The sequence below is a fragment of the Janthinobacterium sp. SUN211 genome (assembly GCF_030587315.1).
Taxonomy (GTDB): domain Bacteria; phylum Pseudomonadota; class Gammaproteobacteria; order Burkholderiales; family Burkholderiaceae_D; genus Janthinobacterium; species Janthinobacterium kumbetense.
Genome location: NZ_JAPWIC010000005.1, coordinates 212510 through 236435 on the forward strand (window position 1 = coordinate 212510; position 23926 = coordinate 236435).

Sequence of the window (23926 nt, forward strand, 5' to 3'; positions counted from 1 at the left end):
CGATACGGCTGGCGCGCCATCAGTTCGCCCGTGTCGCGGTCTTTCAGCACGAAGCCTTCGTCGAACAGTTTCAAGCGGCTGTCCGGCAACGGCGGCAGGCCGGCCGCGGCGCTGGCGCCGCCATTGAAGAGATGCTGCCCGCCCTTGACCGTAAAATGGCCGGGGCAGCGGAAGGTGATGTCGCCGCCTTCGAGCGTGATCGAGGATTGTCCCGCCTGCAGGACGATTTTCTGGTTGGCCTTGATGTCGATGCTGTCGCTCACGGAGATCACCGTGACGGCTTGATCGGCGAGGATTTCCAGCTGGTCGGTATGCGCTTCGAGCGAGACGGGGCCGTTGCCCGCGACGGCCTTGATGCCGCCTTCCTGGCTGAACAGCGTGGCCGCGTTGGCCGCCACCGAGGCGACCGTCTGGCCGGCCGTCATGTGCAGGTCGGCCTGTGCCGTCCAGTGCAGCTGCTGGCCCGCGAACAGCACGGTCGATGCGGGCGTGGCCCAGTTGATGCTGCTGGGCGACTCCATCAGCACCAGCGGCTGGGCGTAGCGTTCCACGGGCTGCGCCGTATCGGGCGCGCGCGTGCCGCTGCCCGCCTTGCTGGCTTCCTGGCCGCCGACACTGGCCTGGTACTTGCCGTCCTGCTGCGGGTCGATCTGCTTCGCCATGTCCAGCTGCGCCTGGTTCGCATCCTTGCTGACGAGGGCTTTTTGCTGGCTTGCCGATGTCGCCACCGCCTTGCTCAGTTCACAGGCGCCGCGCAGCAGGGCCAGCGCCTCCCTGGTGTCGAGCTGGCTCGACGCCACGCCAGCGCCCTGGCGCGCGCGCGCCGTGGTCGAGAGCAGTACGCCTTCGCCGGCGCGCAACATGGCCCAGGCATCGGTGCGCAACTCAAAGCCGCTGCCGCGGTAGCTGCCCCGTTGCGCCGAACTGGCGCCTTGCTGCACCAGGTAGCCCAGATTGAGCTCGGTGGCGGCGCTGCTCGAAGCGAGCCGGGTGCGCAGCTGGCCCTGGGTATCGTCCAGCACCCACTGGTTGTAGCCGGCGCCGTCGAAATTGTGGCTGTGCATGCCCGACAGGACGCCCGCGTGGTTGATGCCAGAATCCTCGCCGGCCGCATACGGCGGCGTGTCGCTGCCCGTGTAGAGCTGGGCGACGACCAGCGGGCGGTCCATGTCGCCTTCGATGAAGTCGACCAGCACTTCGGTGCCGAGGCGCGGCGTGAATTGCGAGCCCCAGTTCGGGCCGGCCAGCGCTTCGGCCACGCGCACCCAGGTGCCGGACGCCTCGTTGCCGGGCGCGTTGCCCTGCTGGTCGGTGTTGTGCGCCAGGCCGCCGGGATTGGCGGCGCTGCCGCGCTGCCAGGCAAACTGGATGCGCACCTGGTGGTCGCGGCCCGTGGTGGCCACGCTGTCGGCCAGGCCCACCACCAGCGCCGTCTGCGGACCCAGCGCCACGGCCGGCGCGCGCGCGGCGGTGGCGCGCGGCACGATGGCCACGCTGGCGCGTACGCAGCCGAAGCGGTTGCGGTAGGTGCCCGGCTCGATCTGGCCGGCGATCCAGTCGGCCACGCCGCCCAGGCCGGCCGTCCTGGCCAGCTTCGACAGCATGCCGCCCAGGCTGGCGCCGGCCGGTCCCGTACTGTTGCGCGCCTGGTGCTCGGCCCACAGCACGGTGAAGGCGTTGGCGCCATCGGCATGCTGCTCGTGCTGCAGCAGGCGCATGGCGTGGCCGGCGGCCAGGCGGCGCACGGCGCCGGCGCCGTCGAACTGCTTGTTGTCCAGCTCCAGGGCTTGCAGCATGCGCTCGCTGTGCGGCCCGGCCGCCGCGCGGTCGGCGTGCAGGCGCTCGCCGGCACCGTCATACACGGCCAGCTGCGGCAATTGCCCGGCCTCCAGGCTGGAGACCTGCTCGGCGGCGGGCGCCGTCACCTGCGCCGGGTCCCAGCTGCTGATGCTGACGGCGTTCGATTGCACCTGGCGGCGCGCGCCGAAGCGGTCGATGGCGTCGTCCGTATCGGTGGCGCGCACGCCGTGAAAGCGCATGTCGGCGCCGCCCGGCGTCTGCGGCGCGGTGGCCTTGCTGTCGAAGATCACCAGTTTGTGCCTGGCCTGGGCCTGGCCATCGCCGCTGTCCTGCGCGCCGCCGGGCTGGTCGTGCTCGAAGCGCCAGCTCAGGCCATCGGCAGCGAGCAGGCGCGCGAAGAAATCGAAGTCGCTTTCGCGGTACTGGGTGCAGATGGCGCGCGTGGCCAGCGCCTGGCTGACATCGAATGCGAAGCGCAGCTGCGGGTAGTCGGCCAGCAGCTCGGTGACGATGTCGCGCGCATTCTTGTCCTGGAAAATGTAACTGTCGCGGCGCAGCTGCAGCAGGGCCAGGGCCGGCTCGAGGCGCAGCCGGTAGCGCGCCACGCCGCCGTCGGCGCCCAGCCAGGCGCAATCGGTGCAGATGCCGTGCCAGGCGCGCTGGCTGCCGTCGGGCTGCAGCAGGCACAGCGTCATTTCCTCGCCGATGAAGGAGGCCAGGTCCAGGCTGGCCGCGGTGCTCAGGGCGTCGACCTCGAAGCGGAACAGTTCATTGACGGCCTCGCGGCCTTCGAACTGTTCCGCCATCAGCGATTCCGGCTGCCCGGATTGCTGGGCCGTGGCCAGGGTGATGAGCCGTGCATGCTGGCTCAGGCCCGTGCCGAACTGGCCCGTTGCCGCGGAGGTTTGTTGTGCGTCGCCCATCACGGCAGGGTAATGCTCAGGTTAGCCACGCGCGGCGCCAGCTTGACGATGTCGTTGTAGGCATTGATCTGCGCTTGCGTCTGTTTGGCCAGCATGGTGCGCAGCCCCAGGTAGCCCAGTGCGCAGATCAGGGCGAACACCGAGCACAGCACCCATGGCGGCACGTTGTTGCGCAGTTTGTGGATGATCTGGTCGGGCCGCTCCGCATGCGGGGCGAAGCCGGTTTTCTTACCCTTCATCTGGGCGATTTCGTCGCCCAGGCGCGCCGTCAGGTAATTGAGTTTTTCCGGGCCTTCGAGGATGTAGCGGCCCTGGAAACCCAGCAGCAGGCACATGTGGAAGACCTCGAGCGCCTGCAGGTGCGCGCTGCCGCGCGCGCGCAGCGCTTCGAGACGGATGAAGAAGTTTTCGCCGGCCAGCTGGTCGCCGAACAGCACCAGCTGCAACGGCCGCCGCGCCCATTCGTCGCGGATGCTGTAGGGCGAACGCAGGATGATTTCATCGACGGCCGCACAGAACGCATATTTGGCGGCGTCGATGTCGTCCGCCGACGCGCCCTGTTTTTTCGCACCGCGGCTGAATTCATCGAGGAAGTGCGTCATCTTGCTGATGAAATCGGCATTGTCTTGCGGTCCGCTGCCGTTCTTCAGCATGAACAGGGCGTAAAAACCGTCGTACATCAAGTCCATCAAGGTGTGTTCGGTGCCGGGGCCGGCAGCCATGCTGGCGGCATAGGCGGCCTGGCTGCCGGACATCAGGGAAGGGGGGGCGCTGGAGTGCATCGTTGGACCTCAGGAAGTGACGGCGACAAGTTCGAGTTTCAGTTCACGCATGCCGGAAGGGACATACACCAGCAGCGACTGCGCCTGCAGCATGCGTTCGTACATCTGGCCCTTGGCCTCGATGGTGAAGTAAAACATGTCGGGACGTACCGGCACGGCGGCCGGCACCTGCGGCGCATGCTGCAGGCGCACCCCAGGCAGGGCGGACAGGACGAATTTTTCCACGTCGTCCGGCGCGCCCACCTTGAAGCGCAGCGGCACCACGTCGACCAGTTCCACGCCGGCCATGTCGGCGGACACGCCCAGGTAGAACGCCGTCTTGGCATCGATCTTTTCCGAGTCCAGCTTGCCGTGATGGTAGGACGGCTTGGTTTCCGTCAGCGCGATGGCGAAGTATTTCGACGAGATCACGGTGTCGAGCAATTCGCGGATCATGGCGTGCAGCTGGGCGAACGACGGTCCGGGATCGGCATGCCGGTATGGCGGCAGGTCGGCCAGCGCATGGCTGCGTGAAAAGGTCATCAAGCCGCCCGCGAGGGCCAGCAGCTGTTCGTACAGGCGCTCCGGATGCAGCGCCGGATGATGGAAGTAATGGCTGAGCGAGGCGTAGGCCGCGCTGGCCGTGTGCAGCAGCCAGAACGAGGACATGTCGCCGGAGCGAAATTCGATCACGCTCTTGCTCGGTTCGCGGTGATGCCCATACAGCGCGTTGACCTTGGCTTGCAGCGCGTCGATCAGGCGGCGCAGTTGCAGGAACAGCAGGGGCGCGCTGCGGATGGACAGGCTGGGGGGCACGAAGGCCGGATCCTGCTCGAAGCCGCCTGTCGACAGGCGCCGCAGGCGCAGCAGGGGGAAGCTGACGTAGGAATCGCGCGGTTCGGCATCGGCGACCAGGCGCAGGGTTTTTTTCAGGTAGGTCAGTTCGGCCTGCGCGGCCTGGGTGTACAGGTCCGGCGTGCTGAGGTTGGCCTGGGCGTAGCGCGCCGCGTTGTTGGGCTGGCCGCTGGCGGCGAAGTTGCCGCCGAATGGCTTGAAAGCCGGCAAGGCGGCGTGGAAGGTCACCGATTGCAGCGACGACGGCAAGTTGCCCAGGTCGAGCGCGTCGGGCAGGTCGTCGCTTCCGGCGGCGTTGTAGATTTCGCCGTCCTGGAAGACCAGCGACAGTTCCAGCAGGCGCAAGCTGTTGTTCGCCAGCGCATCGCGGTCGATCTGCAACTGGTTCACGCCCCACGCATACGGGTGCAGCGCCTTGACGCTCTCGTGCAGGCGCTGTTCGTGGTACTGGTCTTGCTGCTGGAAATGCTGGGGCCGCAGGAACAGCCCTTCGCCCCATAACAATTTGTTTGCCATGCTCATGAATTGCCCTCTATGCCAGACACAGTGAGGCGCGCGGCAGCGACTGAAAATCATGCTTCGCATCGCGCAACTTGGTGCTTTTTTCGCAACTGCAAGAACCTTAACATTATCTTGAAGAATGGTGCGTACGGTACGTTTTTAGCGTGAGTAGTGTGAGTTTTCGCGTATTTTCTATCGAACGCAGTGAATTTTGAAATCATGCTACGCTCCGAAAAATAAACAATTAGCAACTATAAAAAGCAACTTTTCAATCGCCAAAACCGTCTTCTTTTTTGAAGGAAAGCTCAACATGACACGCCCGGTTTCGCTATGCACGCTTGCAGTTATCGCCTGTGCTTTTACCCTCAGCGCCTGCAGTACGGCGCCGGTGGCCAAGCCGCCGCCCGTCGTGGCGCCGACGCTGGAAGAACTGATGGCCAAGGCCACGCAGGCGGTGGACACGGGCAACAAGGCGGCGGCGCTGGCGCTGTGGCAGGAGGCGGCCGCCGCGGCGCCCGCCGACAAGCAGCCCTGGGTGCGCATGGCGCAAAGCCGCTACGATGCGGGCCAGTATGGTGAAGCCATCCTCAATGCCCAGGAAGTGCTGGTGCGCGATCCTGCCGACAAGCTGGCCAACAGCGTGATCGCCATCAGCGGACTGCGCCTGTCGACGCGGGCGCTGGCCGACCTGAGCCGCCAGAACAACCTGTCCGGTCCGCTGCGCGCGGAATCGCAGGACCTGGCCAAGCTGCTGCGCGAGAGCCTGGGCGAAACCGTGCTGGTGCCGCCGCCGGACAAGCCGCCCGTGCGCGCGTCGCGCAAGCAGCCAAGCAAGCGCACTGCCGATGAGGGCAGCGCCAATCCATTCAACGCCCTGAAGTAGCCAGCCAGGCACAGGTACGCCGCAGTTCAACAGGCGCATCGCCGATGCCGCCAATATTTGGGAAGGGGATGTCATGTCGAAAAAAGATAGTGTGCAGAAGCGTTTGCAAAAGGTACGCCCGCCACGCGTGCAGATGACCTATGACGTCGAGATCGGCGACGCCATCGAAAACAAGGAGCTGCCCTTCGTGGTGGGCGTGGTGGGCGATTTCGGCGGCAATTCCGAACTCGAGCAGAAGCGCCTGAAGGACCGCAAGTTCGTCGACATCGACCGCGACAATTTCGATGAAGTGATGAAGGGCATCGAGCCGCGCGCCACCTTCCGCGTGCCGAATGAACTGGGCGCCGCTGGCGGCCAGTTCGGCGTCGAGCTGAAATTTCGCGCGATCGCCGATTTCCGCCCGGAAGCGGTGGTCGAGCAGGTCGAGCCGCTGCGCAAGCTGCTCGAGGCGCGCACCAAGTTGGCCGACCTGCGCAACAAGCTGGCCGGCAACGACAAACTGGAAGACATCCTGAATGACGTGCTCAACAGCACGGAAAAACTGGCCCAGCTGGAACAACATTCCCACGTCAGGAAAGATTGATATGTCCGCACAACTGACCCCCGCATTGAGCGCTGCCGGCGCCGCCGAAATCGACTTGCTCGACCAGATCGTCGAGCAGAGCAAGGTGGCCAAGTCCAGCGTCGAACACGCCCGCGCCAAGGATCTGATTTCCGAACTGGTCAGCCAGGTCATGGATGGCACGGTGGTGGTATCGAATAACCTGGCCGCCACCATCGATGCCCGCGTGGCCGAACTGGACCAGCTTATTTCCGCGCAGCTCAGCGCCATCATGCACGCGCCCGAATTCCAGAAGCTGGAAAGCAGCTGGACGGGCCTGCACTACCTGGTGAAGAACACGGCCACCGGCACGAATCTGAAAATCAAGATGATGAACGCGACCAAGCGCGAACTGGTCAAGGATTTCCAGAGCGCGCTGGAGTTCGACCAGTCGACCATGTTCAAGAAGGTCTACGAAGAGGAATTCGGCACCTTTGGCGGCGCGCCGTTCGGCACCTTGCTGGGCGACTTCGAATTCAGCCGCCAGCCGGAAGACATGTATTTCATCGAGCAGATGTCGCACGTGGCCGCTGCCGCGCACGCGCCGTTCATCTCGTCCGCCTCGCCGGAACTGTTTGGGCTGGAAAGCTACAGCGACCTGGGCAAGCCGCGCGATCTGGCCAAGGTCTTCGACACGGTCGAGTATGCGAAGTGGAAATCCTTGCGCGAATCGGAAGATTCGCGCTACGTGGGCCTGACCTTGCCGCGCTTCCTGGGCCGGCTGCCGTTCAATCCGCTCGATGGTGCCACCGTCGACGGCTTCAATTTCGTCGAGGACGTCGACGGCACCGACCACCAGAAATACCTGTGGTGCAATGCCGCCTACGCGTTCGGCACCAAGCTGACGGCCGCCTTCGAGGATTACGGCTGGTGCGCGGCGATCCGCGGCGTGGAAGGGGGCGGCCTGGTGGAAGACTTGCCGACGCATACCTTCAAGACGGACGAGGGCGAGGTGGCGCTGAAATGCCCGACCGAGATCGCCATCACGGACCGACGCGAAAAGGAATTGAGCGACCTGGGCTTCATCTCCCTCGTGCACTGCAAGAACACGGACTATGCCGCGTTTTTTGGCGCCCAGTCGGCGCAGAAGGCGAAAAAATACAATACGGACGCCGCCAACGCGAACGCCGTGCTGTCGGCGCAGCTGCAATACATCTTCGCCGTGTCGCGCATCGCCCACTACATGAAGGCCATGATGCGCGACAAGATCGGCAGCTTTGCCGCCGCTTCCAACGTGGAAGATTTCCTCAACCGCTGGCTGACGCAGTACGTGTTGCTCGACGATAACGCCAGCCAGGAACAGAAGGCCCAGTTTCCGCTGCGCGAAGCCTCGGTGCAGGTGGCGGAAGTGCCGGGCCGGCCCGGCGTGTACCGCGCCGTGTCCTTCCTGCGTCCGCATTTCCAGCTCGACGAATTGTCCGTTTCACTCCGTTTGGTCGCGGAGCTTCCGCAGTCGACCAAATCGTAATGTATTTTTCTTCACACCCTTGAAAGGAATAACATGGCAATCGACGTATACTTGCAAATTGATGGCATCAAAGGCGAATCCACGGATAACAGCCACAAAGATTGGATCGAATGCAAGTCGGTCCAGTGGCAGGTGTTGCAACCCAAATCGGCGACCGCCTCGACGGGCGGCGGCCATACCGCCGAACGTACCGAGCACAAGGATATCGTCATCGCCAAGATGGCCGATCTCGCCAGCCCCCTGCTGCTGCAGACTTGCTCCTCTGGCAAGACCATCCCGAAAGCCAAGCTCGAGTTCCTGCGCGCCGATGGCCAGGGCGAGCGCATCAAGTACTTCGAGATCGAACTGGAGAATGTGATGATCAGCAGCGTGGCGCCATCGGTGGCCGCGGGCGACATTCTCGGCGAAGACCTGGCACTCAAGTATTCGAAGGTCAAGTGGAAGTATACGCAGCAAAAAGTGGGTGGCGGTTCGGGCGGCAACACCTCCGGCGGCTGGGACCTGTCGGCCAACAAGACAGCCTGACCGCATCTGACCGCGTACGCCAGCGGCGCGCTGCCGCCGCTGGCTTTCCTGGCCGCCGGCAGCGGCGTCCACGCCACCCATGAAACGGGAAGCCCATGAAAGGTTTTACGCCGGGCCTGTTCGACCGCCTGATGGATACGCCCGTGCACGGCGCCTCCAGCGGCACCGTCTCGCGCCTCTCGATCGAGGACTTGAAAGACACCGTGGCGCGCGACCTCGAAGCGCTGCTCAACACGCGCGCCGTGCTGCCCGAGGCGCTGCTCAAACCCTTTCCCGAGTGCGGCAAGTCGATCATCACGTACGGCTTGAACGATTTCGCCGGGCTTAGCCTGTCGAGCACGGACGACCGCGCCTATATCTGCCAGTGCCTGGAAAAGGCCATCGCCCGCCACGAGCCGCGCTTGCGCCAGGTGCGCGCGTCGCTGGAAATCGAGGAAGGCTCCATCAACCGCCTCAATTTCGCCATCAGCGCGCTGCTGGTGGTGCATGCGGCGCACGAACCGGTCAGCTTCGACGCCATCCTGCAGCCTTCCAGCCTGCATTACACGATCAGCAAGGGGCGCCGCGCCGCGTCCACGGGAGCCTGACCTTGGACGAATTGCTGCCCTATTACGAGCGCGAACTGGGTTTCCTGCGCCGCTATTCGCGCGAGTTTTCCGAGCGCTACCCGAAGATCGCCGGCCGCCTGCTGATGGGCGGCGAGGTGTGCGAAGACCCGCACATCGAGCGCATGATCCAGTCGTTCGCGCTGCTCAATTCACGCATCTCGAAGCGCATCGACGACGATTATCCCGAATTTACCGAAGCGCTGTTCGAAGTGCTGTATCCGCATTACCTGCGGCCATTCCCCTCGTGCTCGATCGCGCGCATGGATTACGGCGCCGCGGCGGCGCAGCTGACGGCGCCTGCGGAAATCGCCCGAGGCACGGAGCTGACGACGCGCCCCGTGAAAGGCGTGGCCTGCACCTTCCGTACCGCCTATTCCGTGACGGTGGCGCCGCTGGCGCTCACGCATGCGGCTTTTTCCGCCATCATCGAGGCGCCGGAACAGGTGCTGCTGCCGGCGAATGCCACCTCGGGCGTGCGCATCACCATCGAGTCGAGCGCCGCGCAGCTGTCGCTGGCCCAGCTGGGACTGGCGTCGCTGCGCGTGTTCATCGATGGCCAGCCCTCGTTTTGCGCGGCGCTGCGCGACGCTCTGTTCATGCGCACCGTGAAGGCCTATGCCGAGGCGGACGGCAGCGGCAGCTGGGTCGCGCTCGACGGCATTCCCGTGCGCAGCGCCGGCTTTGCCGAGGACGATGCACTGATCCCGTTTTCCGCCCGCTCGCATCCGGCCTACCGGCTGCTGACCGAGTATTTCTGCTTTCCCGAAAAATTCAATTTCTTCGACATCGACCTGGGCGCGCTGTGCGCCGCGCTGCCGTCCGGCAGCCGTCGCATCACCTTGCACCTGGCGCTGAGCGGCTTGCGCACCGATTCGAACACGGCACGCCTGCTGGGGACGATGAACACGCACAACCTGCTGCTGGGCTGCACGCCGGTGGTCAACCTGTTCCGCCAGCGCGGCGAGCCTATCCGCCTCACGCACACGGCCGCCAGCTATCCCGTGCTGGCCGATGCGCGCCGCGCGTATGCGTTCGAGGTGCAGGCCATCGACTCGGTCAAGCTGGTGCGGCAGACGCCGCAGGGCGAATCCGTGGTGGAATTCCGCCCATTCTATTCGCTGCGCCATGGCGAGACCCCGGCCAGGGATGGCCACTACTGGGTCATGCGGCGCGACGAGATCATCGCCAGCAAGAGTCCCGGCTACGAGATGCAGATCTCGATCGTCGACATCGATTTCGATCCGGCCGCGGTGGAAACGGACACGCTCAGCCTGGAGCTGAGCTGCACCAACCGCGACTTGCCTGCGCAGCTGACCTACGGCTTGCACGGCGGCGACCTGTTCCTCGAGGGCGGCTCCAGCGTGCGCAGCATCAGCCTGCTGCGCAAACCCAGCGAGTCGCACCGTTTCGAACGGGGCAGGGGCGCCCACTGGCGGTTGATTTCGCATCTGTCGCTGAATCACCTGTCGCTGGCCGGCAGCGGCCTGGAAGCGTTCCAGGAAATGCTGGCACTGTACGACTTGCCGCGCTCGGCCACGTCGCAGCGGCAAATCCGCGGCATCACGGCCATCGCCCACCAGGCCGCCAATGCCTGGCTGCCAGGCAATCCCTTCGCTTGCCTGGTGCGCGGCGTCGAAGTGCGGCTGACGATAGATGAAGAGGCCTTCGTCGGCAGCGGCATCCACGCCTTTGCGCATGTGATCGAGTGCTTCCTGGGCTTGTATGTGCATGCGAACAGCTTCACGCAGCTGGTGGTGCTGGCAAAAAAATCAGGAGAGGAGCTGTGGCGATGCAAACCACGCAGCGGCGATTCGAGCCTAGTGTAATCGAGCGCCTGTTTGCCCAGCCTTGCCGCTTCCAGTACTTCCAGGCGGTACGCATGCTGGAGCTTTGGCTCAGGCGCAATGGCTTGCCGCACGACGATGCGGTGGCCAGTTTCCTGCGCTTCCAGAATTCCGTCTCGCTCGACTTCGCCCCCAGCCAGATCGAAGCGCTGGCGCCCGAGCCGCGCGAACTGGCCACGGACGCCAACGCCCTGGGCGCGGCGCTGCGCAGCGCCCAGCTGAAATATGTGCGCGTCACGCCAGCCTTCATGGGTTTTCTCGGCGTCGCCGGCGCGCTGCCGCTGCACTATACGGAACGCATCGCCACGCACCAGCTGTATGAAAAGGACGAGGGGCCGCGCGCCTTCCTCGACACGTTCTCGAACCGCGCCCTGGCCTTGTTCTATGAAGCCTGGCGCAAGTACCGGCTGGAGCTCACGTATCAGCTCGATGGCAAGGACCAGTTCCTGCCGCTGCTGCTGTCGCTGGCAGGGCTGGGCAACGCCTCGCTGCGCCAGCGTCTGGCGGGGGACGGCACGGGCGTGCTCGACGAATCGGTGGGCTACTTTGCCGCCGCCATGCGCCACCGGCCGCCGTCGGCCGTGATGATTGGCCAGGTGCTGTCCGAGTATTTCGGGCAGCGCGTCGCCGTCAGCCAGTTTGTCGGCTGCTGGTACGACGTGCCGCGCGAGCAGCAAAGCACGCTGGGCGGCAGCAACGCCGTGCTGGGCGCCACCGCCATGGTCGGTGCGCGCGTCTGGCAGCGCGACTTGCGCCTGCGGCTGACCATCGGCCCCCTGGCCCGCCGCCACTTCGACGCTTTCCTGCCCGGCGGCGCGGCCGCCCTCGCGCTCGAGAAAATGCTCGCCATGTTCACCGGCCTGTGCCTGGAATACGAAGTGCAGCTGGTGCTGCGCGCCGCCGACGTGCAGGGCGTGGCGCTGGCAGTGCCGCGCAGCGGCGGGCGGCTGGGCTGGGACAGTTTCCTGATCACCGGCGGCGAGGCGTGCGACCGCGCCGATGTCCGCTATGAACTGCATGCGCCGGCTTGAGCGCGCCACTCCACCGATTTCGCCAACCATCACCCGACAAGGACCGCCGCCCCATGAGCATCAACCTGAAAACCCTGATCAGCAAGTTGAACGACACCTGCCGCACGGCCGCCACGCGCGCGGCCAGTCTGTGCGTCGGGCTGGGGCAGTATGAAGTCGACCTGGAGCATGTCTTTCTCGCCTTGCTGGAGCAGCCGCGCAGCGATTTCGTGCTGATTGCCCGCAGGAGCGGTGTCAGCGTGAGCATGCTGGAAGCGGATTTGCGCGCCGAAGTGGCGCGCCTGCAGACGGGCAATGCGCGCACGCCCGTGTTTTCCGTGCGCCTGCCGAAACTGTTCGAGCATGCCTGGCTGATCGCTTCGCTCGATTTGCGGGCCGGGCGGCAGGTGAGCATCCGCAGCGGTCACCTGCTGCAGGCGCTGCTGACCGAGCCGGAACTGGCGCAGCTGGCCTACCGGGGCTCGGCGCTGTTCCACGAATTCAAGCTCGACGAGATCAAGCACGGGCTCGACAAGCTGACCGAGGGTTCGCAGGAAGCCGGCGAGGCGGCTGCAGGGCAGGAGGGGGCGGGCGACGCCGGCGGCGATCCCGTGGGGGAATTGGCCGGCGCGGCGGCGTCGAAAACGCCGGCGCTGGACCAGTTCACCGTCAACCTGACGGCGCGCGCGCGCGCCGGCAAGGTCGATCCCGTGATCGGGCGCGACATGGAAATCCGCCAGGCGATCGATATCCTGATGCGGCGGCGCCAGAACAATCCCATCCTGACGGGCGAGGCCGGGGTCGGCAAGACGGCCGTGGTGGAGGGCCTGGCGCTGCGCATCGTGCAGGGCGACGTGCCCGACATCCTGCAGGGCGTGGAAATCCACACGCTGGACATGGGCCTGCTGCAGGCCGGCGCCAGCGTCAAGGGCGAGTTCGAGAACCGCCTGAAAAACGTCATCGCCGAAGTGGGCAAGAGCGCGCACGCCATCATCCTCTTCATCGACGAGGCGCACACGATGATCGGCGCCGGCGGCAGCGCCGGCCAGAACGACGCGGCCAACTTGCTGAAACCGGCACTGGCGCGCGGCGAGCTGCGCACCATCGCCGCCACCACGTGGGGCGAATACAAGAAATATTTTGAAAAGGATGCCGCGCTGGCGCGCCGCTTCCAGGTCGTCAAGATCGAGGAACCGAGCGAAGAGCTGGCGTGCGCCATGTTGCGCGGCATGGCGCCGCTGATGGAACAGCATTTCAAGGTGCGCATCTTCGACGAGGCGATCACCGAAGCCGTGCGCCTGTCGCACCGCTACATCGCGGGCCGCCAGCTGCCGGACAAGGCCATCAGCGTGCTAGATACGGCCTGCGCCAGGGTGGCGCTGGGGCAGAGCGCCACGCCGGCCCTGCTCGACAGCGTGGCGCGCCGGCGCGAGCGCATCGATGCGGAAGCTTCGGCCCTGGCGCGCGAGGAGAGCGGCGGCGCGCGCCATGGCGCGCGGCTGCAGCAACTCGACGTCGAACGCGGCGCCGCCACGCAGGAACACGCGCAGCTGGCCGCGCGCTGGGATGGCGAAAAGGCGCTGTCGGAACAGATCCAGGCGATCCGCCGGCAGCTCGAGGAGGGCAAGCCAGCCGACGCGGGCCAGGGGCGCGAGCTGCTGGCGCTGCAGGCCGAGCTGGCGTCGCTGCAGGGCGAGACACCGCTGGTGCCGGTGCAGGTCGACGGCCACGTGGTGGCGGAAATCGTCGCCGGCTGGACCGGTATCCCGCTGGGCAAGATGGTCAAGGATGAACTCAAGACGGTGCTGCGGCTGAAGGGCTTGCTGCAGGAGCGCGTGCTGGGCCAGCCCCACGCGATCGAGGCGGTGGCGCAGCGCGTGCGCACGGCGCGCGCCAACCTGGACGACCCGGACAAGCCGAAGGGCGTGTTCCTGTTCGTCGGCCCGTCCGGCATCGGTAAGACGGAAACGGCGCTGGCGCTGGCCGACGTGCTGTACGGCGGCGAACGCAAGCTCATTTCCATCAACATGAGCGAATACCAGGAAGCCCACAGCGTGTCGGGGCTGAAGGGTTCGCCGCCCGGCTATGTCGGCTATGGCGAAGGCGGCGTGCTGACCGAGGCGGTGCGCCGCAATCCGTACAGCGTGCTGCTGCTCGACGAGGTGGAAAAGGCGCATCCTGATGTCATGGAGCTGTTCTTCCAGGTCTTCGACAAGGGCGTGATGGACGATGCCGAGGGACGCGAGATCGATTTCAAGAATACCATCATCATCCTGACCTCGAACGTGGCGTCGGCCGCCATGATGCAGGCGTGCCTGAACCTGCCGCAAGAGCAGTTGCCGACGCCGGAGCAGCTGGAGCTGGCCATCCGTCCGCAGCTGCTGAAGGTTTTCAAGCCCGCGTTCCTGGGGCGCCTGAAGGTGATTCCCTATTATCCGCTCGGCGACGATGTGCTGGCCCGTATCATCGGCCTGAAGCTGGGCCGCATCGCGGCCCGCATCGCCGCCAATCACCAGGCCGAGTTCCTCTACGACGAGGCGCTGGTCGAGGCGGTGCTGGCGCGCTGCACCGAAGTCGATTCGGGCGCGCGCAATGTCGACAATATCCTGAATGGCAGCCTGCTGCCGGAAATCGCCGAAGCCGTGCTGGCGCGCATGGCGGAAGGGCAGGGCATCAGCCGCATCAAGGCCAGCGCCGGCAAGCAGGGGCAGTTCCGGTACACGATCAAATAGGCGTCTAGCCGGCTCAGTGGCCGCTGCCGGGCGCAATGCCCAGCAGCTCCTCGATGTGGGCCAGCGAGGCGCCGTCCTTGACCACGCCGCGCAGCCATTCGTGCAGGTTCTGCTCGCCGGCGTTGGCGGCTTTGTCGGCGAAGTAGGAGACGGGGCTGTGCGGTTCCGTCTGGCGGAAGTACTGCGCCACCTGGCGCAGCTGCGCCAGCGCCTGGGCGCGGCTTTGCAGCTCGCCGGGCGCCGCCGGCAGCAGCGCCGGCATGGCAGCCACCGCCGCCTGGCCGCCAGCCGGCATCGGCGCGGCGGCGACGCTGGAGGCAGGGATGGCCGTGGCGGCGGCAGGCAGGGCGAGCTGTATCGCCTGCAGGGCCTCGCGCGCCATGGAAAAGCCCGGGCTATCCCTGCCCAGGCGGGTATCGGCCGCCTGTTCCAGCTCGCCCAGCGCGTCCAGGCAGAACTGGGCGTCGGCGGCAAAGGCGGCGCGGAACTGCGCCGACGTGCCGCGCCGCGCCGCCTCCATGTCCACCAGCTTGGTGCCGTTGACGCCGTCCTGGTTGCTGGCGGCCCGCTTGCGCGCCGTCTCGAAGTCGACCGTCGACCAGCCGCCCGACTGCTTGTCCGTCAGCGCCATGGCGCGCACGAGGGACGGCGTGCGCGCCAGGATCCAGCTCAGGTTGCCGATGCGCTGCTCGTGGTCGTCGCCATCGGGCTGCGGGTACAGGCCCAGGTCCCAGTACTGGCGCAGCAGGCCCGCCAGCAGGCGATAGCCTTCGCCCAGGCCGCGCAAATGGTCTTGCCTGGCGCAAGCTTCGGCCAGCCAGGCGGCGAGCCGCAAGTCCTTGCTCTTTTCGCCCAGCAGGGTGGCGCAGCGCTGCAGTACGAAGGCCCAGTCGGCTTCCTTCAGGTCGGTGACCCACTCGCCCTGGTCGAGCGTAGGGTCATCGAACTTGCGCGCCTGGCCGATGGCGTCGAAGTCGGTGGAGAAGGACAGATCGACGCCGCATGGCTGTTCGGCGCTGATGGGAAGCAGGAGCTGGTCGGCTGAAATCATGTGTGTTCTCGGCAGTGGGGCGGATGGCTTGCGGGAAGCGTGGCGGTCTTACTGGACCATGCGAAATTCGATGCGGCGGTTGCGCGCGCGGCCATCGGCGCTGTCATTGCTGGCGATGGGACGGTCCGGGCCCTGTCCGGAAGCGCTGAGCAGGTCGCCGTCGATGCCCTTGCCGGCCAGGTAGGTCTTGACCGCCTCGGCGCGCGCCTGGCTCAGGTTCTGATTGCTGGCGCGCAGTCCCAGGTTGTCGGTGTGGCCGATGATGTCCACCTTGCGGCCCGCCAGCTTGTGCAGCGCCGCGCTCATTTCGTCGAGGATGGCGCGGCCAGACGGCGTCAGCGTGGTCTTGCCGCTCTCGAATTCGATGGTGCGGTTGGCCAGCGTGCCGTCGAGGATGTTCTGGTCGGAGGCGGACACGCGCAAGCCGTTGTTGACGGTGTACGTGGGATTGAGGCTGGTGGCGAAGTCGCTGGCGATCTTTTGCCGCTGCGCCTCGTTGGCCACTTCGCCGCGCACGCTGACCACGCTGCCTTCGATCTTCAGCTGGCCGCGGCGGATCTGCTTGAGGTCCGCCGTCAGCAGCTTTTGCACATAGGCGTTCCAGTTGGCTGGCTGCGCGACTTGGCCGACGGCGATCTGGTCGACCACCTTGTCGGCGCCATACAGTTCGCGCAGACGCACCAGCACCGCCGCCTTGGCCGCTTCGTCCGGCACCGTGCCGCTGGCCAGGACCTGGCCCGGTTGCGGCGTGGCGGCGGCGGGCGCCGAGACAGCGGCCGCCGGCACGGCGGCGCTTTGCGCGCTGGCGCCGGCCGGGGCGAATACCAGGCTGAGAAGGATGGCAAGGCGGAGGTGGCGCATGATCAGGTCCCGATGAAGGCGGCACGAAACGTGTCATGCGCCGATTTGAGTGACAGGTTGGGCTGTGCGAGGTAGCTCGAGGCTTTCTTGATGGCGTAGTCGCTGTTGGCGTGTTCCTCGACCCAGGCCAGGTCGTCGAAACCGATGTGGTGTTCCAGCGCAGCCTGCGGTTCCATGATGGCGTGCAGGGTCTGCGCCGAGGCGCCGCAAAAGCCCAGCACCAGCGCATGGCGGCCGCGGATGCGGGTGATGAACAGCGCCAGTTCGAAATCGGCGCGCGCCAGGAACGGGGCGATCAGGTGCATCCAGAAGGCTGCCACCAGATTGCGGTACAGCGGGTCGGCCGGCAGCGGCAGTTCCAGGCTTTTTTCCAGCCGGCTGGAGCTGCTGGCCATGACGGGCTGCAGCAGCATGCCCAGGGCCAGCAGCACCTGGCGCACGGAACCGCCAAAACCCGTGGGCGCCAGCAGGGCGTCGAGCGCGCCCACCGTCTGCAAGCCGAGGAAATCGTCGAAGGCGGCATCGTAGGCGCTGCCGCGCAAGTCCAGTTCGATGCTGGCGCCCGCCGCGGCGGCCGGCAGCGCGGCGCCGGCCGCCGCGCCGCACATTTCGGCGCTCAGAGCATCGAGGCGGTTCCACAGGCGCGACAGCACAAGCGGACTGGTCGGCACGAAGCCGGCTGGCTGCGCCACTTCCATGGCGCCCATCATCAGGAAGGGAAAGCGGCGCGACGAGGCATCGCTGCTGGCGGCGATGTGCCCGGCGATGGCGCGGCCGCGGCGCGGGCCGATGAAGGCGAAATGCAGCGGCGGCAGCGCGTCGTAGGTCAGCTTCCAGCGCGCATCGGCCGTCATCAGTTCCATGGCGTTGGCCAGCCACTCATCGAGCATCTTCAGCAGGGCCGGGTTGTCGCCGTGCTTGATGAAGTCGCCGCGGCTGGGGATCTTGCCGAAATAGCCGATCTGGGTAACGGTAGGGCGGCTCATGGCGTGTTCCCGGCGATGGCGGTGGCCGTTTCCGGCGCGCCGATGACGACCGATTCCGGCAGCTTCAGGCCGCGGAAACCCTGGTTGCCGGCGGAGGTGGCGGCCGGCGCGGTCGCGGCCACGATCTTCAGGTTGGCCATCACGGTGACGCCGCCGTTCTCCCAGCTCAGTTCGAATACGCCGCCCTCCTTGCGCGTGCGCCTGGCCGAGTCGATCATCTTCTTCAGGCCGAAATGACCCGGTTCGTTCAGCAGTACCACGGTGCGCCCTTCCGGCGTGATGGCGCTGATGCGCGAGCCGGGCACGCCCTGCGGATTGGGCCAGACCATGTGCACCCAGGGCTGCGGCTGGCCGCGCCAGCGCAGCGCCTGGCCATCGATCTCGATCGTATATTCGGTGGCGCCGGGCGCGCTCAGCGCCTGCAGGTCGAAGCGCGTCTGCGCTTCGGCGGCGCCGGCCGCCGTGGCCACGCCGTTGGCGCTGAGCGGAGCGACCCAGCCGGGCAGGCTGGCCACCACCGGCGGCGCCAGGGTGATGCCCATCGCGGCCCAGGTCCTGGCGCTGATGGCGTCGCCGCGCCGCACGACCAGCGGGCCGATGGTGGTGTTGAAGAACTTGGCGATGGCGCCTTCCGGGCCGAATACCTGGCCGATGTCGGCATTGCTCGCCTCGATGCGCGAGTCGGGCGCGAACGGATATTTCGGCGCCAGGGTTTTCTGGAACGGTTCGAGCACCTGCGCCAGCCATACCTTGTTGATTTCCGTCTCGGTGGGCTTGACGATGACGGCGAAGGTCTGCATCAGCGGGCGCACCAGCAGCGGGCGGATGGCCTGCTTTTGCGGGTCGCTCATGCCGGTCAGCATCTGCTCGTCCACGTATTTCAGCGCGTCGGCCAGCTCCGAGCCGCTGCCATCGAGCGTCTGCTGCATCAGCTGCTTGGCGCCGGGGCCCGTGTCGCCCTGGTTCTTGATCTGGTTGAAGCGCACGCGCAGCTTCGACAGGGCCGCCAGGTACCCGCGCATGGGCGAGGCTTCCTTGTCGCGCGCCACCACCAGGCGCGCCACGCCGGAAAATTCGCGGCCGACGGGCCCCATCGGCATGGCGCTGCCGGCCTGGCCCGCCGCCGCGGCGGCAGGCTTCTGGCGCAGCACCGTTTCGCGAAACCAGTCCATCGCCCCGCGCTGGGCGCGCTGCAAGCCCTGACCCAGCAGGGACGGGTTGTCCCACGAGGTTTCCTGGTACACCGTTTCGATCAGTTTGTTGAGGGGCGAGGCTTGCGGATCGCCGAGGCGGTTCATCGCCTGCGCCGCATTGTCGAAGCCGTTCAATTCGCGGATGCTGACGCCCTGGATGAATTTCTGCCACTCCCGCGCGTAATCGGTCTTGTACAGTTCCACCAGCGCCTTCTGGATCTGTTCCGGGCTGCCTTCCAGGGTCAGGTCGTCCTTCGACGCCGTTTTCAATACCCAGTCGGCGCTTTGCAATTCGCGGTTGGCCGCTTCCTGGAAGGCCTGCTGGATGTATTTTTCCCACGCGTCGCGCGTGAAGGTGCCGGGGATGGCGTAGCTGCCCAGCACCAGTTCCTTGTCCTGCTCGCCAACGATGCGTGCCACCGTCATCGACGGGAAGCGCGTGGCGGCGCGCGCCTTCACGTCCGCATACACGCGATCGCGCGCCGGCATGCCGCGCACCACGCGCCGCAGGCTGTCGCGCGACTGGTCGGCCAGGGCCAGCTTGTTCTCGATCTGCGGCCAGGACGGGTCGTCGATCTGCGTCAGGTAGAACGAGATCAGGCGTTCGGCGCTGCGGATCATCTGTTCGCGCGGCATGTTGCCCCGGTTGGCGTCGAGCCAGCCGCGCCAGTAGCGGGTCAGCTGGTCGTTCAGGTGGCCGGCCTCGGCGCGCGACTTGTCGCCCAGCATCAAGTAGGTTTTCAGGGCATTGTAGGCATCCTCCACATTCGTCGGCGCGGCATCCTTGAAGGGCTGGCTTGTCGTACCGACCGCCGTACCGGCTGCCGTGCCGACTGTGGCAGCGGCCGCCGTGCCGGCCGGCGCCGCCGTCAGCGGCTGCAGCCGGTCGGCGCCCGCGTTCACTTCCGCGAGGAAGGACTCCAGCGATTGCGCCACCGGCGCGAGCATGACTTCCTTGAGACCGGAAAAATACTCCTCGCGCAGTTTGCGCTCCAGCAAATCCCCCTGGTACAGGCCCAGGCTGAGCGCCAGCGGCCGCTTGCTGCGGTACGCCTCCAGCTGCTCGATGCGGTCCTGCATGATTTCCAGGGCCTGGAAGCGCGACTGCAGGTCCAGGCGCTGGTCCTGCACCTTGATGGCCTGCTCCAGGTCGGCCTGCACGTTGGCCGCCAGCTGGCGGTTGGCCAGGTAGGACCAGCTCCAGCCGCCCAGCGCCAGGCCGGCCAGCGCGATGGCGGTGAAAAACGTGGCATAGCGCAAGCGTGTCTTGCGTGGGCTGGCGTATTGCGCCACCAGTTCCCTGTCGGCGAAGATCACCTTGCGAAACAGGTTCAGCAGGAAATAGCCGTGCTGGTCCTGGGCCTGGACCGTCTTGTGTTCCTGCTGCTGCGGCTTGAGGTCGAAGCGCTGGGCCACCCGTTCCGACGAGGCGGAGACGGAGGCGCCTTCCTGCAGCGCGCTGGTGAAATAGAAACCGCGGAAGACGGGCTTGAACTGGAAGGGATTTTCCTCGAACAGGGTGGCGATGAAGGCGCGCAGCGGTCCCTTTACGGAACTGAATTCCAGCGGGAAGGTGAATACGCCGGGCGGCATGCGCTCGCGTCCCAGCAGCGACATATTGGCCAGGCTGAGGTCCTTCAAGCCATCGTACAGCTCGTCGAAGCGCTGGTCGAACTGCTCCAGCACATCCTGCTTCGAGCTGTTGACGCTGTAGGGCAGGGTGGCGCCCCAGACCTTGTCGCGTTCGGCGCGCTCGGCATCCTGGAAAAATTCGCTGAAGCCGGTGATCAGGTCGGCCTTGGTAAAGACCACGTACACGGGCGCATGGACTTCCAGCTTCTCCGTCAGTTCCTGCACGCGCTGGCGCAGGTTCTTGGCCAGTTCGATGGCGAATTCCGGCTTGCTGCCGGTCAGCTCGGCAATGCTGACGGCGATGATGATGCCGTTGATCGGCGCGCGCTTGCGGTGCTTTTTCAGCAGGCCGAGAAATCCGAACCATTCGGCGCGGTCTTCATCGTTGATGGCGTAGCGCCCGGCCGTGTCGAGCAGGATGCCGTCGGTGGTGAAAAACCAGTCGCAGTTGCGGGTACCGCCCATGCCTTGCACGATCTTGCTGTCGACAAAAGGAAACTGCAGGCCGGAATTGGCGATCGCCGTGCTCTTGCCGGCGGCGGGGTTGCCGATGATCATGTACCACGGCAATTCATATAGCGCGGCATCGCCCGACAGCTGGCCCAGCCGCGACGTCTTGATGGTATTGATCGCTTCCAGCATGCGCTTGCGGATGGCTTCGGTTTCCTCGCGCTGCACCGGACCGGCCTTGGGCGCGGCGCCGGCCGCCTGCTGCTCCAGCATGCTGTTGAAGCTGGCGCCCTCGCGCCGGCGCCGGCGGCGGCGCAGCCACCACACGATGGCGCCCAGCAGCGCCGCCGCGGCCAGCAAGGGCAGCAGCCGCATGGCCGGCCAGTCGAAAATGGCGGCGCAGGCGAACAGCAGCAGGATGGCGGCCGCGATGCCGAGGATGAGCAGGCTGGTGCGTGAAGTCAGGGAGTGCCAGAATCGTTGCATCATAGTTTTATAGTGTGCAAACCGTTAAGGTGCGTGAATGGGACGTCGCTGTATCAGGTGGTGCCGTGACTGTTTTCCGCGCGCGGGCCAATGACGAGGGCGCCGCGCTGCAGTGGATCGAGGTTGCTGAGACATAAAACGTGCGCACCGTCGTCGGCCGCCTGCCGCGCCATGGCCAGTGCGGCCAGCGTCGTGACGGCGCCGCACTGGCCGCATGCGGTGCCGACGCCCAGCACCTGCTCGCCCAGGTCCAGCTGGGGCAAGATGGCACCGGCGCACTGCATCAGTTCGAGCACGCGGTTGGCGCGCTGGTCGGTATCGGCGCTGACCAGCGCGATGCCGGCCGCCGCATCGTCGCCGGCTGCCGCCAGCGCCTGCCGGCCCAGTTCCGCCAGCATGCTCTTGTCGGCCGGGCCGCGCTGGCTGGCGCCTTGCGGCAGTTCGCCCGTGGCGGCGCGGTGCAGCAGGACAGGCGCCGGCTCGTCCGGTGGCGCCGTCGCGCCAGAGATGGCCAGCAGCAGGCCGGCCGCGCCTTCGCCGGGAATCTGCCCGTTCGCCTGGCTGGCGCTGAACAGCTGGCCCTGGCTCGCCAGGACATGCACGCGCAGCTCGCCCAGGTGCGAATCGCAGGCCAGCACGATGGACAGGCCGGGAGGCTGCGGTGGCGCGGCATGGCCGGCAAGCTGGTTCAACAGGGCAAACGGCGCCGGTGGCCGGGTGGCGGCTTCGGCGGGCGGCGGCAATGTCTGCGCTGGCCAGCCCTGCTCGCGCGCCAGGTAGCGCAGCCAGGCGTCGCCGGCCTGGCGCTGGGCGGCGCTCCACGAGGCCGGCAGCAGCAGGTGCAGCCGCAGCATGGGCGGCGCGCTGGCCGGCGAGGCCCGTGCGCCGGCGGACAGCGCATGCTGCAGGGCTTCGTCCACCAGTTCGGCCAGCACTTCGGCGCCCAGGGCCAGCGCGCGCACGTCTTCCGGATTGAAGGGAAACGGTTCGCTGGCCAGGCCGGCCTGCGGATGCTCGCGCAGCCAGGCGGCCAGCACTTGCTGCTGCTCTTCTTCGTCGATGCCGTCCACCCTGCCGCACAGCAGGGGATAGCCGTCTTCATCGAGCAACTGGCCGTCGAGCGCGGGTCGCGCCTGGCGGGAGCGCATGGCGGCCAGCAATTCTGACGGCGTGGCGCCGCCCGGCATGCGCAGGGTGGCCGCCACGATATGCAGCGGCAGCGGTGCCGCGGGAGGTGTCGCCGCCTCGGCCTGGAGTGGCGCTGCCAGACCCGGCGCCGCCAGGGCTGGCCCGGCCAAGAGCCTGGCCAACAGTTTTTTACCCAGCCACAGCATCAATAGCAGGGCCAGCGGTAGCGCCAGCATGGCGCCGGCCAGTTCGCCCGGCGTCGGCATGCGCGTGCTGTCGCGCCAGTAGGCGATGGCGCCCGTCCAGCTCAGCGCAAAGACGGACACGGTCAGCAGGCCGCGTCGCAACCAGGGGCGCATCAGCGGGCTCCTCCGCGTATGGGCAGGGCCGTCATGCCTGGTCGATGGTGGCTTGCTGGCTGGCGATCAGCAACGCCCCGCAGCTGGTCTTGTCGCCGTGGCGCGCCACGGGCTTGCCATCGACGATGAAGCTGGAGTCGCCGCTGACGATGGGGCAGACGCCATGGCCGGGCAGGGGACAGGCGACCTTGTCGCCGACCCGCGCCATGCCGATGCCGCCGCTGTCGCTCACCGCCGATGCTTCCAGCACGGTGCCGCCATGCGATGTCTTGTCGCCCAATCTGATTACCGGACCCGCCATACGCGCTCCCCTCAGTGTTTTTTCATTACGCCGGGCAGGCGCAGTTCGGTATGCCCGAAATCCATCATTTTCCAGCGTCCACCCCAGGTCATGCCGACCGATTCGGCCACTTCGCCATACAGCTGGTAGCCGCGCATGGCCCACGGGTCCTTCTCGGAAATGACCAGCTTGCCATTGCGCAGGAAGGCGCAGTCGGCCGCCAAGCCGTACTGGTGCCAGCTTTGAAAGGCGGCCGCGTTGCTGACGTTGGGACCCATGCCCGCCAACATGTCTTGCCGCTCGGGGCTGCGATAGCCTTCCAGCAGCGCCATCTCGTAGCCATGCTTTTCCTTCATGATCTTGAAGACCAGCAGCAAGCGCTGGGCGTATTCCACATTCAGCAAGGTCCAGTTGCGGCTGGCCGATACCAGCAGCGGGCGCTCCTGGCGCACTTCTTCCGTGGCAAACACGAGCGGCGGCAGGTCGACGGGCGGCACCAGCTGTTCGCCCTGCAGCAGGCTGGCGACCTGCGTATTCATTTCGCGCGTCGATACATCGTAGGCGCCCAGCATGGATTTGCTGTCGGCCATCAGGGCCAGCAGGGTCGGCAGGCTGAGCGCAGCCACGCCCGCGAGACACAGCAGGTAATGACGGCGCAGCAAGTCGGCAGTGCGGGCCCACAGCGCGCTGCTGCGCTGTCCCAGGCTGGCCATGCCCGTCTGCCGGCGCCTGGCCACGCGCTGCAGGCAGGCGGTGAGGCGCTGCTCCGCGCCATCGACGGCATGCAGCACGAAATCGCGCCCGGCCGGGAACAGGATCAGCCAGCTGATCAGGCATGCCAGGATGAAATACAGCGCTACCGCGAGTAAGAACACGCTAACCTCAATCAAGAAATGTTTGGCTGCGGGGAACGGTGCTGCCCATCGGGAAAAACAGTGAATCGATGGATATTGCCTGGAAGTATATCTTACAAAACTGATAATTAAGGG

17 protein-coding genes and 1 pseudogene are annotated in these 23926 nt (G+C 66.4%); 8 read left to right on the plus strand and 10 right to left on the minus strand.

Annotation, left to right across the window (positions count from 1 at the left end; genetic code table 11):
* Positions 1-82 precede the first annotated feature (82 nt).
* From O3301_RS18325 to tssK, 3 genes and pseudogenes are all read right to left on the minus strand, one after another.
* Positions 83-2723: pseudogene (locus O3301_RS18325) on the minus strand (type VI secretion system Vgr family protein); the annotation flags it as partial.
* Entirely contained in the window at positions 2723-3505 is a 783-nt protein-coding gene (icmH, locus tag O3301_RS18330; protein ID WP_099664666.1) for a type IVB secretion system protein IcmH/DotU, read from the minus strand. The gene icmH and the pseudogene O3301_RS18325, both read right to left, overlap by 1 nt.
* A 9-nt stretch (positions 3506-3514) precedes the next feature.
* Positions 3515-4861 (minus strand): type VI secretion system baseplate subunit TssK, encoded by a 1347-nt coding sequence (gene tssK / locus O3301_RS18335; protein ID WP_099664665.1) that lies wholly within the window; start codon positions 4859-4861, stop codon positions 3515-3517.
* 289 nt (positions 4862-5150) lie between these two features.
* Here tssK and O3301_RS18340 point away from each other — a divergent pair, with 289 nt between their 5' ends.
* The 8 genes from O3301_RS18340 (at position 5151) to tssH (ending at position 14511) form a co-directional block, all read left to right on the plus strand.
* Positions 5151-5723, plus strand: coding sequence for a hypothetical protein (locus O3301_RS18340; RefSeq protein ID WP_257218664.1), 573 nt, complete (start codon positions 5151-5153; stop codon positions 5721-5723).
* A 73-nt stretch (positions 5724-5796) separates the two neighbouring features.
* Positions 5797-6306 (plus strand): type VI secretion system contractile sheath small subunit, encoded by a 510-nt coding sequence (gene tssB, locus O3301_RS18345; protein ID WP_077402277.1) that lies wholly within the window; start codon positions 5797-5799, stop codon positions 6304-6306.
* Position 6307: 1 nt separating this feature from the next.
* Positions 6308-7792: a type VI secretion system contractile sheath large subunit gene (gene tssC, locus O3301_RS18350; RefSeq protein ID WP_099664664.1), complete on the plus strand. Its 1485-nt coding sequence runs from the start codon at positions 6308-6310 to the stop codon at positions 7790-7792.
* Positions 7793-7825: 33 nt separating this feature from the next.
* Positions 7826-8317, plus strand: coding sequence for a type VI secretion system tube protein Hcp (locus tag O3301_RS18355; RefSeq protein ID WP_035817450.1), 492 nt, complete (start codon positions 7826-7828; stop codon positions 8315-8317).
* A 95-nt stretch (positions 8318-8412) separates the two neighbouring features.
* Positions 8413-8904, plus strand: coding sequence for a type VI secretion system baseplate subunit TssE (gene tssE / locus O3301_RS18360; protein WP_305057079.1), 492 nt, complete (start codon positions 8413-8415; stop codon positions 8902-8904).
* Positions 8905-8906: 2 nt separating this feature from the next.
* A complete protein-coding gene (tssF, locus tag O3301_RS18365) occupies positions 8907-10751 on the plus strand; it encodes a type VI secretion system baseplate subunit TssF (protein ID WP_289915976.1) in 1845 nt (614 codons plus the stop codon).
* Entirely contained in the window at positions 10715-11800 is a 1086-nt protein-coding gene (tssG, locus tag O3301_RS18370) for a type VI secretion system baseplate subunit TssG (RefSeq protein WP_289915974.1), read from the plus strand. The genes tssF and tssG overlap by 37 nt, the downstream gene beginning before the upstream one ends.
* A gap of 53 nt (positions 11801-11853) precedes the next feature.
* Positions 11854-14511 carry a type VI secretion system ATPase TssH gene (gene tssH / locus O3301_RS18375; RefSeq protein ID WP_305057080.1) on the plus strand — a complete coding sequence of 886 codons (2658 nt, stop codon included), beginning with the start codon at positions 11854-11856 and terminating at the stop codon, positions 14509-14511.
* A 13-nt stretch (positions 14512-14524) separates the two neighbouring features.
* On the opposite strand, the gene tssA is transcribed toward tssH, so the two are convergent.
* From tssA to O3301_RS18410, 7 genes are read right to left on the minus strand one after another with little or no spacing between them, the layout of a single operon-like run.
* Positions 14525-15562, minus strand: a complete 1038-nt coding sequence (gene tssA, locus O3301_RS18380) for a type VI secretion system protein TssA (protein WP_305057081.1) — start codon at positions 15560-15562, stop codon at positions 14525-14527.
* A 48-nt stretch (positions 15563-15610) separates the two neighbouring features.
* Positions 15611-16423, minus strand: coding sequence for an OmpA family protein (locus tag O3301_RS18385; RefSeq protein ID WP_289899074.1), 813 nt, complete (start codon positions 16421-16423; stop codon positions 15611-15613).
* Positions 16424-16425: 2 nt separating this feature from the next.
* Positions 16426-17409, minus strand: coding sequence for a type VI secretion system-associated protein TagF (gene tagF, locus O3301_RS18390; RefSeq protein ID WP_289899073.1), 984 nt, complete (start codon positions 17407-17409; stop codon positions 16426-16428).
* Positions 17406-21170 (minus strand): type VI secretion system membrane subunit TssM, encoded by a 3765-nt coding sequence (gene tssM / locus O3301_RS18395; protein WP_305057245.1) that lies wholly within the window; start codon positions 21168-21170, stop codon positions 17406-17408. Before tssM ends, tagF begins: the two co-directional genes overlap by 4 nt.
* Positions 21171-21223: 53 nt before the next feature.
* Positions 21224-22657: a hypothetical protein gene (locus O3301_RS18400; RefSeq protein ID WP_305057082.1), complete on the minus strand. Its 1434-nt coding sequence runs from the start codon at positions 22655-22657 to the stop codon at positions 21224-21226.
* Between the two features lie 31 nt (positions 22658-22688).
* The gene (locus O3301_RS18405; protein WP_077402302.1) at positions 22689-22958 is read right to left on the minus strand and encodes a PAAR domain-containing protein; all 270 of its coding nucleotides are present in this window, start codon (positions 22956-22958) and stop codon (positions 22689-22691) included.
* Positions 22959-22969: 11 nt separating this feature from the next.
* A complete protein-coding gene (locus tag O3301_RS18410) occupies positions 22970-23812 on the minus strand; it encodes a M15 family metallopeptidase (RefSeq protein WP_305057083.1) in 843 nt (280 codons plus the stop codon).
* Between the last annotated feature and the right edge of the window lie 114 nt (positions 23813-23926).